Here is a 15,365-nt window from a genome sequence, read left to right as displayed (position 1 = left end):
CTTGACATATTTTCTAAATGTAAAACAATTCCTATATCGGTAATAATTTGATAATTGGTAACGACAACTCCTTCTAGGTGAAGTAGCTCGGTCATTAACTTTAATTGTGGATTTGATGGTATAAGTATAGCTTGTGTCTAAAATTGCTGATCTTGGCTGTCTATATTTTAACCAATAAATTGCTGTATTGCAAGCATAGTCAGCTTTTAAAGATGAATTATTGTTTTATTGGTCAGCAATAATTGTCTGTTTTTTCTTTAATTTTACATGACAAGTTCGGAAGAGCCAAAACTTCTCATTCTCTCCACCTAGTTTCGGAGAATGTTTCAAGATGGGCAAATTCAGACAAGATACGATTACTTCCGCCGTTGATTCTTGGGAACCAGGGAAAACGATGAAAGCACCGCTATATTCGATCACTTCTGGAACAACTCTTCCCCCGGGGATTGATGGTTTACCACTCGCTCAAACTCCTGAAATTCAGTGGTTAACATCAGGTCAACCGATTCTGCAAGGAGCGGGAGTGGAAAATGTCGGGGTTTCCCTATCCCATGATGAGCAATTCTGTCTGTGTGTCTCCGGTTATGGTCGGCAAGGGTGCGATATCGCCCCCATTACTCAACGAAGTCCCCAAGATTGGATCGCTTTACTGAGTTTTAAACGAGAACTTCTACTTCAACAATTACTCGCTCGAGGAGTAGAATCGATCGACCAGGCAGCAACTCGCATCTGGGCCGCCCTAGAAGCTCTCCGGAAAGCTACCCAAGCCATGGACATCGACTTAGTTTTAGAACGATCTCTCGGAGAAAATGTTTTATTTCGAGGCCTCGTTGCCGGTCAGTCTTTATCTGTGCTTACCTTTCCGGTGAAACTTACCCGCAATCCTCAAAGAATGGTAGCGGTGGTGGTCAATTCAACTCCCATTTCCTCCCCTCCCCAAACCACCGTTTCCACTCCCTTGCAAAAACTAATCTGGCGCTGGCCTGTGGGTTACAAGGAAACGGCAACCATTAGCCAAAATGTTTATTTTTCCTACTTCTTTCACTGGATGGGACAAGTACGAGACCGGGCAATTCAACCGATCCGTCATACCTTGGGGGAATATCTCAAAACGGGACGGTGGGGAATGGTAACCAATCGTAGCCAAGTAGAGATTTTTGGAGATTTAGGACTACAGGATCAAGTAGAAGTTCATTTTTGGGTGCAGGAAGTTTCTGAATCAACTGTTAATTTTGGTTACGACTGGTTTCGGGTGACAGAGCAAGAGATACGAGCAAAAATTGCCCATAGTACTTTAACCATGACTTGGACAGAAATTTCTCCTAGTCAAGGCTCAAAAATTCACCCCCTGCCCCAGTTTTTAGCGGATTTTATGGCGGGTCTTTATGAACCGATTCAAACTTCGCCAGTTCCTTCTCTTTTCTCCATGAGCAAGGAACTCTACCGCGGCCATTATCCCCGCGAGAAAGGAAAATTACTCCGGCAAGAATCCTTTCTCACCTCGTTAGAAGAAACGGATGCGATCGGAAATATTAACTTCGCCATCTATAGTGATTGGCAAGGTCGTTTATGTGATCGTTTCGGTTACTCCCTAGTCCCCGAATTCTATGGACGTTCTGGCCAACGAGGAGAATTTCGTTGTCTTCGTAGTCAGATTGACTATTTACGAGAAGCTCTCCCTTTTGAAGAAATTCACGTTTCTATGCAACTGAGGGCTGTATTTGAACGGGGAATGACCTTAGGTTTCGAGTATTTCCGTCAGGATGCGGCGGGTAATTTCCAGAAACTTGCCGTGGGAGAACAGGATGTAATTTGGCTTCTTGCCGATCAACAAGGCCAATTTCAACCCAGTTTTTTACCTTCGACTATTCAAGACGCTTTCTGAGCCGATCGCTCAATTTCTTGGCCGAATCTTTCCAGAAAAAAATCTAGCGAAGTTGAAGTATTCCCTAAATCAGTTTTTTCCTATCTCTTGAGCGGCTATATTCAAGCCACCAAAGTTTTTTAAATCCTAGGAGTTGTTACCGTGAAAAATATGTCTAATCGCCCTTACGATGTAATTATTATGGGGGCCGGGTTAGCTGGCCTTTGTCAAGCTCGACATCTAATGCTCAAAATTCCTAATATTCGGATCGCTATGATTGATCCTCGTCCCGAAAATCGGACAGAAAAGGATCTCAAATTAGGAGAATCTACAGTTGAAGTAGCGACACTATTTTTTGGCAAAGATTTAGGATTGTACGAATATTTAATTGAAAATCATCCCCCGAAATACGGTCTGAATTTTCACTGGCCCAAGCGCAATGATCAGACAAAAACTATCGATGATTACTTTCATATCTGGGCAAATCGGCAACCGGATTTAGCTTCGACGCAACTAAATCGCCCGAAATTTGAACGCGATCTGCTGAAAATGAATCGGGAAATGGGCGCAGATTTTTATAATGGCCGGGTAGTGGATATCGATTTGACCCCGAATGATCAACTACATACCGTTAAGGTTAAATTACCAAACGAGTCGATCGAGTTACAGGGTAAGCATCTTGTAGATGCAGCTGGAAGAAGATTTTTAATCGGCAAGAAAACTAATAATATTAGTTTCGATTCTAAGGATTTGTATGGGGTAAATACTGGTTCAGCTTGGGTTCGGGTTCAAAATGTCGATCGAACAATTTTTCATTCTGGTTACGACCCCACAGGAGCAAGCTGTAGTCATTACTACGCCACCAATCACTGGTTTGGTAAAGGTCATTGGTTATGGATGATTCCCACTGATATAGAGACAATGGAATTATCGATCGGTGTGATTCACCACCATGATTATATTTCCAGTGAAAGCCTCAATAGTAAGGAAAAATTCTATGAATTTCTCAAGGCAAACCATAATATTCTCTATCAATTGGTCGCCAGTGCCGAGAATATTGATTTCCACTACTGGCCGAGGCTCGCTCACACCAGTAAAACCCTATACTCTCCCGATAATTGGTATGTGATTGGCGATTCTGCTTGTATTTTTGATGCTTTTTATTCTCTCGGATCGACGATGATCGTATCAGCGATCGATAGTATTACAGAGATTATTCACGCCAAGTTAGCCGGAGAAGTCAACGCGGCGGAAAAATGCCAAGCCTACAATCAATTCAATCTGACTCTGATCAACTCGATTAATCTCTTTATGCATAACCATAGTCGTCACTTGGGAGATGCCAGTATTATGAGTTGGCGAATTTACTTTGAAAACATGATTTGGTTTGGCATTTTGATCCCCATTTTTGTGGGCAAATGGCACTTAGACTTAGAGTTTATCCCCCAGTTCGTCCAAACTTTCCAAACAACCCTCAGAAGTCTAGTTTATGAAATTCACGATCAGTTCGATCAACTGGTGGACGAAAAGAAAAATATCGGCTTAATGGATTGTTACCGTAGTGATCAACTGATTTGGAACTATCACACCCCTAAGCGTTATACCCACGCCCTCGAAAATGCCCAATATGAACCAAAACAAACCAGCGTATTTACCAGCATGAAGAAAACCTTCTTCTATCTGACCATTTGGTATCTAAAACTGCAATGGAAAAGTGGCGGTCTGTCCCAAGTTTGCCACTCCCGTTCTCTGGGGACAATGGCAAAATTATTGACCACCTCTATTTACATTGGTCTGGGAGATATCATCTATAGTTTAACTGGGAATCATGGCAGCGAAAGCCGATTGATCGCCGAAATGAGACAGGCTTTTCAAGAGTATCAGTATGGGGATACCCTTCAACCTTGAATAGTCGAGGGAGTAGATACTAAATCTCCCGAAATGGAAGCGGAAAAAGTTCCCTTGCAAGTGTAGATATTTCCTGGGGCAAATTACCCCATTTAGACAATGTTTACCCTCCGAAAAAAAGCTGATTTCTTTGCTCTCTTTCTCATCAAAAATATCCCTGCTCTTGTTCAATTATCCAATCTTAGGAGGAATTATGCGACGTATTTTCATCACTGGTGCTTCTAGTGGCATTGGCCAAGCTTTAGCGATTAAATTAGCGCAAGAGGGTCATATTTTAGGATTAGCAGCCCGTCGTCAAGATAAGCTAGAACAGGTTGCCCAACAAGTACAGGCAGCGGGGGGTAAGGCCTACCTTTATCCTCTCGATGTGCGCGACCGTCGCCAACAATTCGAGGCGATCAATCATTTCGCCGGGTTAGGGGGTTTAGATGCCGCCGTAGCCAACGCCGGATTCGGCATTACAAAGCCGATTTTGGCAACCAGCGAGGAGGAAGCCCGAGAATTATTCGATGTGAATCTCTTCGGCTTACTCTACACCTTACAAGCTAGCGCTCCCCATCTTCACGAAGGTGTTTTTGTCGGCGTTTCTTCTGTCGTTGCCTATGCTTTGCCCACGGGTTACGGGGTTTATAGTGCCTCGAAAAGCGCGGTTTCATCCCTACTCACCGTTGCTCGCCGCGAGATGGGCCATCAATTTAAAGTCGTTTTGGTGAGTCCTGGGGAAACTCAGACAGAATTTTGGCCAGTTGCCCCAAAGCGTTCCGGGCATTTAATTGATGGTCGTTCTCCAGTGCCGATGGCTTCAGCCGATACGGTGGCGGCAGTAATTGCCCGAGCGATCGAGCGTCCCCAACCGAATGTTTTTATGAATTGGACAGAGCGTTTATTGCCCATCCTACGGGGTGCTTTTCCGGCGGTTCTGGAACATCATTATCGAGTAGTTGAACAGCATTAAATTTCCTCTGGAAATCAGGGGTACCCCTGATTTCCTCCCTGACTTTTTCGAGTGAAATTTTGAAACTCTGGAGAACATAGAACGATGAATCCCCTGCTCGATCGAGTATGTATTATCGGTGCTGGTGCTTCAGGCATCGCAGCTTGTAAGGTCTTAAAAGAGCGAAGAATTGCCTTTGATTGTTATGAAATGAGTAACCGTGTGGGCGGTCTTTGGGTCTATAACAATGCCAATGGTTTATCCAGTGCCTATCGCTCCCTGCATATTAACACATCCAAACAACTGATGCAATACTCCGATTATCCTTTATCAGAGGAGTATCCTAATTTCCCGCATCACAGTCAAATCGCTCAATACTTTGATGATTATGCCGAGCATTTTGGCCTTAAGCCCCATATTCATTTTCAAACAAAAGTCGTTAAAGCTGAACCTCTAGAATTGGGTGGTTGGCAAATTACTCTCGACGATCAATCTTGCCATAATTATCGGGCCCTAATTGTTGCCAATGGACACCACTGGAATCCTCGTTGGCCTAACCCGTCTTTTCCTGGAGAATTTGATGGCAAACAAACCCATAGTCATTACTATAAGAGTGGGGAAATTTATCAGGATAAAAATATTGTTGTAGTCGGTTTTGGCAATTCTGCGATGGATATTGCCGTTGAAGTATCTCGGATTGCTCGAAATACTTACTTATCCGTAAGACGCGGCTTTCATATTATTCCTAAACACGTTTTAGGAACCCCGCTTGATCTAGCGCCAATTCCTCGTTTTTTACCGTTCTCCTGGAAATTAAAAATTCAAGCTTTTGCGGTGAAATTGCAGGTGGGAAAATTAAGCCAGTATGGTCTCCCCGATCCCGATCATCCTTATATGCACGCTCATCCTACCATCAGTTCCGATATTTTTTCCGCCCTATCTCACGGACGAGTTAAACCGAAACCCAACATTCAAAAGTTAGATGGAGATGGAGTGATCTTTGTGGACGGAAGCCGAGAAAAAGTGGATGAAATTATCTATTGCACTGGCTATAACGTGAGCTTTCCTTTTTTCCGTTCAGAAGTGATCGAGGTTAAAAATAATGAGGTACAACTATTCCATCATGTTTTTCACCCTGACTATCGCGATTTATTTTTTATTGGCCTATTACAACCGATCGGTCCGGTTATGCCGATCGCTGAATTACAAAGTCAGTGGATTAGTCAATACTTATTAGGAGAGTACAAGTTGCCCGATTCTAGGACAATGAAACGGGAAATCTTCCAAGAAAAAGAACAAGTTTGTCAACGTTACGGTTATTCAGCCCGTCACACAATGCAAGTGGATTATGAGCCTTATATTGCTCGTGTGAAAAAGGAGATGAAAAAGGGTTCCAGGGGAGCGGTACCTCTGCTCCAATCTGAAGCCAATTCTTTGTTACCAGCCCACATTGTTAGCACGATCAGCTAAATTTTCTGTTCCACTGTCTCTATTTACTCCTGTTCTCGGTAATTGTCATGATCAAAACCACTAATTCTGTTCGGCAATTCGTCTATGATGTTGTGATTATGGGTGCTGGTTTTGCGGGCGTTTGCCAAGCCCGTCACCTGATGCTTAAGGTTCCCAATATCAAGATCGCTTTAATCGATCCTCGTCCAGAAAATCGTAGCGATAAGGATCTAAAAATTGGCGAGTCAACGGTAGAAATTGCTAATTTATTTATTTGTAAAGAGTTGGGTCTTTACGAATACATGATTGAAAATCATCCTCCCAAATTTGGCTTAAATTTTCACTGGCCAAAAGATTCTCACAAAACCGATACCATCGAGGATTACTACCATATTTGGACGAATCGACAGCCCCCCCTTGCCTCTAGCCAAATGAATCGAGCTAAATTTGAGCGGGATCTGTTACGAATGAATAAGGAAACGGGAGTTGATTTTTATAATGGTCGTGTCGTTGATGTTACTATTCATCCCGGAAATGATCCCCATCAAGTCAAGGTTAAATTGCACGATGAAGTGATTGAATTAACCGCTAAACATTTAGTAGATGCCGCTGGTCGTCAATTTATTATCGGCAAAAAAACGGATAATGTTATTTTCGATCCGGAGCATCTTTGTGGTGTAAATACGGGTTCGGCATGGGTACAGGTTAAAAATATTGATCGAACTCTTTTTCACTCTGGCTATGATCCAGAAGCCACATCCTGTAGTCACTACTATGCCACTAATCACTGGTTCGGGCAAGGTCATTGGCTATGGATGATTCCCACGGACACAGACACTCAAGAAATTTCGATCGGAGTTATCCATCATCATGAAATTATTCCCGCCGATTATCTAAATCAAGAACAGAAGTTTTACGCATTTCTCAAAGCTAATCACAAACTTCTTTATGATTTATTGAGCAGTGGAGAGAAGATCGATTTTCACTACTGGCCGAGAATCGCTCACACCAGTAAGGAAGTTCTTTCGGCAGATAATTGGTATGTGATTGGGGATGCGGCTTATATTTTCGATGCTTTTTATTCTATGGGTACATCCCTGACCACTTTTGCCATCGAAAGTGTTACTGAAGTCATTCGATCGAAGTTAGCAGGAGAAGCAGATGCCGAGGTTAAACGCGTAGCTTACAACCAATTTAATCTCGCACAAGCGGAAGGAGTGAATCAACTTATGCGCGATCACAAAACTCAACTCGGTCATGCCAGTATCATGAGTTGGCGAATCTATTTCGAGTACATCTGGTGGTTCGGAATTTTGGTACCCCTGTATGTGGGAAAATGGCATCTCAATGTTTCCTTTATTGAGGGATTTGTCAAGATTCATCGTCAGACAGTCAATTCACTTTTTGTCGAGATTTACGAACAATTAAATCAATTAGTTGAACGAAAAGCTAACCTAGGCTTACTGGATTGTTATCGAGGGGATCAGCTACTAGGTGACTATCAACCGCTAGTCCATTTTGATAGCTTCCTAGAAAATGTTCAATATGAGCCTTTTCGTAGTAACATCTTTACGAGCATCAAATACACTCATTTCTATGGAGCGATTTGGTATCTCGTTTTTCAGTGGAGGGGGTTTGGTTTGGGGGGAGTAATAGCTCCTAAACATCTCTATCACTTCCTGCGACTCTTGCTTTTGTCAGGGGTCGCCTCGTTCGGAGAATTTTATCATCGATTAAAGATGAAAAAAATTCCTCATAATCATCAAATTGCTTGCACAACTGAGGAATTTAAACATTATCAATATCAATCTTCTTTAAACCCTTGGTTTTAGCCGTGTTTATCAAGGGTGTTTTCTAGGAATAGGTGCGGCTAGGATGATCAAGTAATATGATTAATAGCCACCTATTTCTTTCCTGACAACTCTCCATTCTTGCTCTTAAGAATTACTCGGAAAAAGTCATGTTTACCTATGAAGAAATTCATCAAGGGGTCAAATCGTTAGGGCTAAATCTGACCGAAAAAGAATTAGCATCTCTACAGTCTGGCAATCTAGTTTCGTTAGAGCAAAGACGCTTAAGTGAAATTGGCTCTATTTTTATCCTCGCTGCTGCTCTTTGTCCTCTCAATTCAGACCAAAAAAGAAAAACTCCCCTATTTCTCGATATTTACGCTTCAGAGCAACCCGCATCTAATCAACAAGGTATCCCGGTTTATTGCTGGTCAAAAAAACCATCCGAACGAGCTTGTCTTTATCTATTTTTAGCCAATGGAATTCCTTCTTGTCAGATCGTGGTAACTTTTTGTCAATTGCCAGAGGAAATAACTTCTTAGGGAATTGTTTTGCTCAATTTTAATAGCATTTCTCAGAAAATGTGTTTTTATTTATTTCCGAAAACCTCAAGATATGTCCACAAGTAAAAGGTTATCTGTCTCGCTTATTTTTCCTGAATATTGGTTGAGGACACATCCTCTCCGAACAATAACCTTTCAAGCTTTTGGGATTGGTTCTCTTTCCTTACTCTGTGCAGGAGTAATACAATCTTCGGTTCAAGCGAGTAGCTTTAATATTGACCAAATCTATGTTTTTGGTGACAGCAACGTAGATATAGGTCGAGTGTATCAGGCTACTGGTGGAGCATTTCCACCGGCTCCCCTGTATGCCGAGGGACGTTTTACCAATGGCCCGGTTTGGGTGGAATATCTAGCCCAATCTCTGGGATTAACAGTTAATGCCGCCACCAATTTTGCTTTTGGCGGAGCGAATACGGGGACGCTGAACACGATTAATCCAAGTTGGCCAGGAGTCCTCACGCAAGTCAATCAATATCTTAATAGCGTAACGGTCGCCGATCCTCGGGGACTATATATCATCGCTGCCGGAGCTAATGATTATCTGTTTGGCGGCATCACTGAGCCAGTAGAGGCGGTGAACAATCTAGAAATTTCTATTCGCGCTCTTGTTGGCATGGGGGGCAACTAAATCATGGTCAGTAATCTTTTCGATTTAGGAAAAGTGCCTCTTGTGCAAGGGACCGGACGAGAAGCGGCTCTCAATCACTTCACCACAGAGCATCGAGACCTGCTATTTACTCGAATCAACCATTTGCAAACAACCTTTGGATCCCAGGTGAAAATTATGACTCTAGATTTCTGGGATAGTTTCAACCAATTACAAGCCAATCCCGCTCGTTTTGGGTTTAGTAACCTAACAGAACCCTGTCTAGTCACTAATCCGGTTGTGAGTGTTTGTAGTGATCCCGATAGTTACTTTTTTTGGGATCAACTCCATCCCTCGACCGCCGGACAAAGAGCAATCGCCGCCGTTGCTCAATCGAGCTTACAGTCCACCCCCGAACCAGCTACCGGTGGGGCTATATTCTTCGTTTCTGCCCTTGCTTTCATCGGTCGAATGATCCGAAAAAATCCCTAACTCCCTCCCCGTCGGCCTTTGTACAGTCTCGGTAGTTTCCTGTTTTGCCCTTATTTTTTGGTTAGAATCAACTAAACAATGGTTAAATCTGCATTTTTTGTGAAACCTAGAGGCTGGATAACAAGTGTTACTGTCATTACAGTTGCTATATTAACTGGTTCGAGTGCTACCTATTTTCTCTTACGTTTTCGAGGGAATAGCCCCGCTCCAGCGGCGATTTATTCCCCATCGAAGATTAGTCCCACTGCTATCTCCGCCAGAGGCTATCTCGAACCCAAGGGAGAAGTGATTAAAATCTCGGCCCCTGCTTTCATGGAGGGAACGAGGGTAGCCCAACTCCTAGTAAAACAAGGAGATCATCTGAAAAATGGTCAAATTATCGCAATTTTAGACAACCATGAGCGCCTTCAAGCTGCTTTAACCCAAGCCGAAGCCCAGAGGAAAATATCCGAGGCCCGTTTAGCGCAAGTTAAAGCGGGGGCAAAACAGGGAGATGTGGCCGCACAAGATGCTCGTTTCCAAAAAACACGAGCGGAATTAAGGGGACAGATTGCTACCCAACAGGCGACCATTGCCAGTTTAGAAGCGGAGTTACAAGGGGAAACCTCGGCCCGAAAGGCAACTATCGAACGAATTCGGGCCGAATTAATCAACGCACAAACGGATTGCCGTCGTTATCAAACCCTGTACCTAGATGGGGCTGTACCGGAGCAAGAACGGGACCGCTTTTGTCTACAAGCCGAAACCATAGCTAAAAGTTTACAAGAAGCGGAAGCGAATCTGAATCGAATTGAGCGCACCATGAAGCAACGTATTCAGGAGGCCAAAGCCAATCTTGATCGCACCCGAACCACCCTTGCTCAAGAGATCAAAGCCAATCAAGCGGCTTTAGAAGCGGTCGCCGAAGTTCGTCCTGTCGATGTCCAAGTTGCCGAAGCCCAATTAATATCTGATCAAGCCTTGGTAAAACGGGCCCGAGCCGAATTAAACCTAGCCTATGTAAAAGCACCAAAAAGCGGTCAAATTCTGAAAATTCGTACCTGGCCCGGAGAAGTTGTCGGCAATGAGGGGATTGTTGATTTAGGTGAAACTGGGGAAATGTATGTTCGCGCAGAAGTTTACGAAACAGACATTCAACGGGTGCGAGTCGGACAAACCGCTACGATTCGGAGTGATGGTTTAGCCGGAGAATTAACGGGAGTTGTTAGCGAAATTGGTTTACAAGTGGGCCGGCAAAATGTTCTTGGTACTGATCCGGTAGCCGATGCCGATGCCAGGGTAGTGGAAGTGAAAATTCGCCTTACCCCCGAATCGAGCACCCAAGTATCTGGCTTAAGCAATTTGGAAGTGACGGTGGTAATTGAGGATAGCAATGCCCAAAATCAAGGAGAAACCAAGTGAATAAGCGAAAATTATTCCAGAAACGAGGCACTAAGTTGGCCACGGCTTGGCTACAGCTAAAGCATCAAAAAGTTCGTCTACTGGTGGCTCTTTCAGGCGTAATTTTTTCCGTGGTGATTATTTTTATGCAGTTGGGGATTCGTGATGCTCTCTTCGATAGTGCCGTTCGTTTCCATCAAAGTTTACAAGGAGATATTTTTTTAATCAGTCCTCGCTCGACTGCCTTAATTGCGATGAAAAGTTTCCCAGAACGACGACTTTTACAATCACTTGCTTTTGATGAAGTCGATTACGTTAGCCCGATTTATCTCGATTTTGCTCAATGGAAAAATCCTAATACTCGTAATTATTGGCGTAATATTTTTGTCCTTGGTATTAATCTGAGATATCCCGTACTTAATTTGTCTGGAATTACCGAAAATATTGAGAAATTAAAAATGCCTAATACGGTATTATTTGATCAGGGTTCTCGTAGTGAATTCGGGACAATTGCCCAAGATTTTCGCAGGGATGGAAGCGTAAGCACAGAGTTGGGAAATCCCAACGGAAATCGCAAGGTTAATGTGGTGGGTTTATTTCAGTTTGGGACTTCCTTTGGCTCCGATGGAAATTTAGTGACTAGCCATATAAATTTTTTACGAATTTTTGACAATCGCCAGAAGGGCTTCATTGATGTGGGTTTGATTAAACTAAAACCAGATCAAGATATTCAAAAAACCCTAGAAAAACTCAGAAAATACTTTCCAAAAGATGTTCGAGTTTTGTCGAAAAGCGAATTTGTTAACTTTGAAAAAAAATATTGGCAAACTAGCACGGCGATCGGGTTTATTTTTAACCTGGGAGTTGCTCTAGGAATTATTGTTGGTGTGGTGGTAGTTTATCAAATTCTCTATACAAATGTTTCGGAACATCTTTCAGAATACGCCACCCTAAAGGCAATGGGCTATCGTCATCGCTATCTCTTATCAATGGTTTTACAACAGGCTTTTTTAATTGCTGTTCTTGGATATATTCCAGGTTTTTTGATCGCTAATATTCAATATGAGTTTACTAAAAATGCCACCTTATTACCTGTCAATATGTCGCTTGATCGAGCGGTTTTTGTCTTTATCTTAACCTTAGTCATGGCCTTCGTTTCGGGAGCCACTGCTGTTAAAAAATTGCAAGATGCCGATCCAGCCGATATTTTTTAGAAAAAAGAAACAAATATCTATACCTCATCTCAAGGAACAAAGCGGTCTATGGACGTTATTGATATTCAAAACCTCAATCACTATTTCGGTCAAGGAAAGCTGAAAAAACAAGTTCTTTTTCAGATCAACCTAAAAATCACAGAGGGAGAGATCGTTATTTTAACTGGCCCCTCTGGTTCCGGAAAAACAACCTTACTATCCTTAATCGGTGGCCTACGCTCTGTTCAAGAAGGAAGCTTACAGCATTTTGAAAAAGAATTACGGGGGGCTAGTGAAGAACAATTAGTCCAAACCCGCCGTCAAATTGGTTATATTTTTCAAGCCCATAATTTGTTACCCTTTCTAACCGCAAGACAGAATGTACAAATGTCGATCGAGCTTCAGGAACATCTCGGCGGACGGGAAACAGAAGAACGCGCTGCTTTGATATTAGAAAAAGTCGGCTTAGGACATCGGATCGACTATTATCCAGATAGCTTATCCGGGGGACAAAAACAAAGGGTAGCGATCGCGCGAGCTTTGGCCGGTAATCCCCCATTAGTTTTAGCCGATGAACCAACAGCCGCCCTCGATAGTAAAACGGGACGAGACGTGGTAAATTTGATGCAACGTTTAGCCAAAGAACAGCGCCGTACTATTGTACTCGTTACCCACGATAATCGGATTTTAGATATTGCTGATCGCATTGTTCACATGGAAGATGGACGCTTGTGCAGTTGCTAATAGCCATCTAGAGAAAACTCAGAAAAGGCACTCCTCAGCTTTTCGGCTAAGACTGGGATACCTCCACCGATAGATTCTGACACCAAATCTGTTTTTAATTGAGGAAACAACTTTTTTGTCTTAGCCTTAGTGGGAAGCTATTATATTTTCATGCTTGGCGGTGCCAACTTTGGCATCGAGAAGATCTCCTGAATCCTGAAAATGCAATCCCTAGACTTTACCACCCTCAGTGCCACTTGTGCCGAAATTGCTGCCCCTTGGCTGCCGGCCAGACTAGAACAAGTGTATCAAATTGATCGCCAAACCATCGCCCTCCATTTACGAACCTTCGATCGCAAGGGATGGTTAATTATTTCTTGGCATCCCCAAGGGGCGCGGATGCATATTGGTGATCCACCGCCGAAAGTCCCTGATACCTTCACTTTCAGCGATCAATTGCGTCATCAACTCAATGGTTTTGCCCTGACAAAATTAGCATTTGTTGCCCCGTGGGAAAGAGTCATTGATCTGCAATTTGCCAAACGTCCCGATGATCCGGCGCTGTGGCATTTGTATATAGAAATTATGGGCAAATATAGCAATGTCATTTTAACTGCGGCTGACAATCAAATTGTCACCGTTGCCCATCAAGTTAATGCTACCCAGTCTAGTGTTCGCACCGTACAAACGGGACAAACCTATCAACTACCCCCCGTTTTATTGGCAACAGACCCCAGTTTAGAAGAATCCTTGAGCAGTTGGCAAACCCGAGTTAGTTTAATCCCTAAAACTATCGAAAAACAGCTAGTTAGTACCTATCGTGGGGTTAGTCCCGTTATCGCTCGATCGCTGTTACAAAAAGCAAAAATTAACCCAAAATTAAATACGGATCAGTTAGATAATAATGATTGGGAAAAGCTCTTTTCGGCCTGGCAAGAATGGTTAAAAATCCTTGAAAATAAAACCTTTCAACCGGGATGGACGAGAGAAGGTTATACAGTTATCGGTGGGGAGATGCTGGCAGCGGCTAAAAATGTCCAAGAATTATTAAACCGTTATTATAGCGACCAAATTAATCAAGAAAACTTTCGACAACTACAGCAAAAATTAAACCAAAAAATCACCTCTTTACTGACTAAACTGCAAACTAAAGCGGCAGGATTTCAAACAAGACTAGCAGAATCTGCTCATGCTGATCGCTATAAAGAGCAAGGGGATTTATTAATGGCAAATTTACAGCAAATACAGCAGGGAATGACTAGCATTACTTTGGCGGATTTCCAAACAGGAAAACCTGTCATTATTCCTCTCGATCCCGAAAGAAATCCCGTGCAGAATGCCCAATATTTGTATAAACAACATCAGAAATTAAAAAGGGCCCGGTTAGCGGTGGAACCTTTATTAGAGGAAGTGGTCAGTGAAATTAATTATCTTGAACAGGTGCGATCAAGTTTAAGTCAACTAGAAAATTATAGCAGCAGCGAAGATTTAGAGTCATTAGACGAGATACAAGAAGAATTAATTCAACAGAAGTATCTAGAAAGCAATTACCAGCGTAATCGGACGAATAATAAAGAATCCGAACCCATGCGCTTTACTACTCCCTCTGGAGTCGAATTATGGATTGGCAGAAATAACCGTCAAAATGATCGGCTAACTTTTCGTAGTGCCACCGATTACGATATCTGGTTTCATAGCCAAGAAATCCCTGGTAGTCACGTTTTACTGCGTTTAACCCCCGGTACAGTTCCAGAAGCCGCCGATCTGCAATTTGCCGCTGATTACGCCGCTTATTATAGCCGCGCGCGCCATAGTGAACAGGTTCCCGTCGTCTATACCCGTCCTAAATACGTCTATAAACCCAAGGGCGCAAAGCCCGGTATGGTGGTTTACAAACAGGAAATAGTAATCTGGGGCTGTCCTCAGAGGGTTGAGGATTACCGCAAAAAATAATTTTTTACCAAATTGTTTACTTTTTTTTACACAAAATGGGTATTGTCTGTTACAATTTTTACTAGAGAGATAAATGCAGTTCAGGCGCTTGGGAACGCAAGAACTATATTTCCTCAGATTACAACAACAAACAACAGCAAACCAGTGGTAGCAGCCGATAGTCGAGGGAAAGACACAAAAAACCGACTATTTAGGTGATATTAAAGCGACCACTGGTATTTTATCTTAACCTAACCGGTTCTGTAACTCCGTGATCGTCCCCGTCTCACATTTTGTAGTGGTGCAAAATTAATTTCCATCCATCCAGAAGTATAACCTAAATTAGGGCTTGCTGAATAATGGTAAAACCCTTTTTAATTTTTCAATAGGATTAGTTTGATCGAAAATTTGGGTACAATCCCCCTCCTTTAGTGCTATCCATTAGTCAGATCTTTCTTAACAAAAAGAGAAGAAACTTAAAAAAAGGGGAAACGATTGATAGGTATAGTTTTGAAAGAAGGAATTAAGGTGGAGGTAAGCAAAAAAATGGA

At 42.7% G+C, this 15,365-nt stretch carries 12 protein-coding genes; all 12 read left to right on the top strand.

Going from position 1 to position 15,365, the window contains the following annotated elements; translation table 11 throughout:
- Positions 1-331 precede the first annotated feature (331 nt).
- Positions 332-1,885 (top strand): hotdog family protein, encoded by a 1,554-nt coding sequence (locus EWV60_RS13675; RefSeq protein ID WP_287232809.1) that lies wholly within the window; start codon positions 332-334, stop codon positions 1,883-1,885.
- Between the two features lie 150 nt (positions 1,886-2,035).
- The gene (locus EWV60_RS13670) at positions 2,036-3,772 is read left to right on the top strand and encodes an NAD(P)/FAD-dependent oxidoreductase (protein ID WP_287232808.1); all 1,737 of its coding nucleotides are present in this window, start codon (positions 2,036-2,038) and stop codon (positions 3,770-3,772) included.
- Between the two features lie 193 nt (positions 3,773-3,965).
- Positions 3,966-4,727 (top strand): SDR family NAD(P)-dependent oxidoreductase, encoded by a 762-nt coding sequence (locus tag EWV60_RS13665; protein WP_287232806.1) that lies wholly within the window; start codon positions 3,966-3,968, stop codon positions 4,725-4,727.
- A gap of 84 nt (positions 4,728-4,811) precedes the next feature.
- Positions 4,812-6,176: a flavin-containing monooxygenase gene (locus EWV60_RS13660; protein ID WP_287232804.1), complete on the top strand. Its 1,365-nt coding sequence runs from the start codon at positions 4,812-4,814 to the stop codon at positions 6,174-6,176.
- 47 nt (positions 6,177-6,223) lie between these two features.
- The gene (locus EWV60_RS13655; RefSeq protein WP_287232802.1) at positions 6,224-7,987 is read left to right on the top strand and encodes an NAD(P)/FAD-dependent oxidoreductase; all 1,764 of its coding nucleotides are present in this window, start codon (positions 6,224-6,226) and stop codon (positions 7,985-7,987) included.
- Positions 7,988-8,115: 128 nt separating this feature from the next.
- Positions 8,116-8,487 carry a hypothetical protein gene (locus tag EWV60_RS13650; protein WP_002753524.1) on the top strand — a complete coding sequence of 124 codons (372 nt, stop codon included), beginning with the start codon at positions 8,116-8,118 and terminating at the stop codon, positions 8,485-8,487.
- Between the two features lie 73 nt (positions 8,488-8,560).
- Positions 8,561-9,136, top strand: a complete 576-nt coding sequence (locus tag EWV60_RS23275) for an SGNH/GDSL hydrolase family protein (RefSeq protein ID WP_353734397.1) — start codon at positions 8,561-8,563, stop codon at positions 9,134-9,136.
- A 3-nt stretch (positions 9,137-9,139) separates the two neighbouring features.
- Entirely contained in the window at positions 9,140-9,586 is a 447-nt protein-coding gene (locus tag EWV60_RS23270; protein ID WP_002753528.1) for an SGNH/GDSL hydrolase family protein, read from the top strand.
- Between the two features lie 78 nt (positions 9,587-9,664).
- Positions 9,665-10,987, top strand: a complete 1,323-nt coding sequence (locus tag EWV60_RS13640) for an ABC exporter membrane fusion protein (protein ID WP_002753531.1) — start codon at positions 9,665-9,667, stop codon at positions 10,985-10,987.
- The gene (gene devC / locus EWV60_RS13635; RefSeq protein WP_287232800.1) at positions 10,984-12,180 is read left to right on the top strand and encodes an ABC transporter permease DevC; all 1,197 of its coding nucleotides are present in this window, start codon (positions 10,984-10,986) and stop codon (positions 12,178-12,180) included. Before EWV60_RS13640 ends, devC begins: the two co-directional genes overlap by 4 nt.
- A gap of 48 nt (positions 12,181-12,228) precedes the next feature.
- Positions 12,229-12,903: a DevA family ABC transporter ATP-binding protein gene (locus EWV60_RS13630; protein WP_287232798.1), complete on the top strand. Its 675-nt coding sequence runs from the start codon at positions 12,229-12,231 to the stop codon at positions 12,901-12,903.
- 201 nt (positions 12,904-13,104) lie between these two features.
- Positions 13,105-14,835, top strand: coding sequence for an Rqc2 family fibronectin-binding protein (locus EWV60_RS13625; RefSeq protein WP_287232796.1), 1,731 nt, complete (start codon positions 13,105-13,107; stop codon positions 14,833-14,835).
- Positions 14,836-15,365: the final 530 nt, after the last annotated feature.

Source organism: Microcystis sp. Msp_OC_L_20101000_S702 (genome assembly GCF_007095705.1).
Lineage (GTDB): Bacteria > Cyanobacteriota > Cyanobacteriia > Cyanobacteriales > Microcystaceae > Microcystis > Microcystis ichthyoblabe_A.
This window is presented reverse-complemented; position numbering and strand designations above follow the sequence as displayed.

Coding starts and splice junctions, on each gene's coding strand:
- EWV60_RS13665 (WP_287232806.1), top strand. CDS start 3,966: ATGCGACGTATTTTCATCACTGGTGCTTCTAGTGGCATTGGCCAAGCT.
- EWV60_RS23270 (WP_002753528.1), top strand. CDS start 9,140: ATGGTCAGTAATCTTTTCGATTTAGGAAAAGTGCCTCTTGTGCAAGGG.
- EWV60_RS13640 (WP_002753531.1), top strand. CDS start 9,665: ATGGTTAAATCTGCATTTTTTGTGAAACCTAGAGGCTGGATAACAAGT.
- EWV60_RS13655 (WP_287232802.1), top strand. CDS start 6,224: ATGATCAAAACCACTAATTCTGTTCGGCAATTCGTCTATGATGTTGTG.
- EWV60_RS13625 (WP_287232796.1), top strand. CDS start 13,105: ATGCAATCCCTAGACTTTACCACCCTCAGTGCCACTTGTGCCGAAATT.
- EWV60_RS13670 (WP_287232808.1), top strand. CDS start 2,036: ATGTCTAATCGCCCTTACGATGTAATTATTATGGGGGCCGGGTTAGCT.
- EWV60_RS13660 (WP_287232804.1), top strand. CDS start 4,812: ATGAATCCCCTGCTCGATCGAGTATGTATTATCGGTGCTGGTGCTTCA.
- EWV60_RS13650 (WP_002753524.1), top strand. CDS start 8,116: ATGTTTACCTATGAAGAAATTCATCAAGGGGTCAAATCGTTAGGGCTA.
- EWV60_RS13630 (WP_287232798.1), top strand. CDS start 12,229: ATGGACGTTATTGATATTCAAAACCTCAATCACTATTTCGGTCAAGGA.
- EWV60_RS23275 (WP_353734397.1), top strand. CDS start 8,561: ATGTCCACAAGTAAAAGGTTATCTGTCTCGCTTATTTTTCCTGAATAT.
- EWV60_RS13675 (WP_287232809.1), top strand. CDS start 332: ATGGGCAAATTCAGACAAGATACGATTACTTCCGCCGTTGATTCTTGG.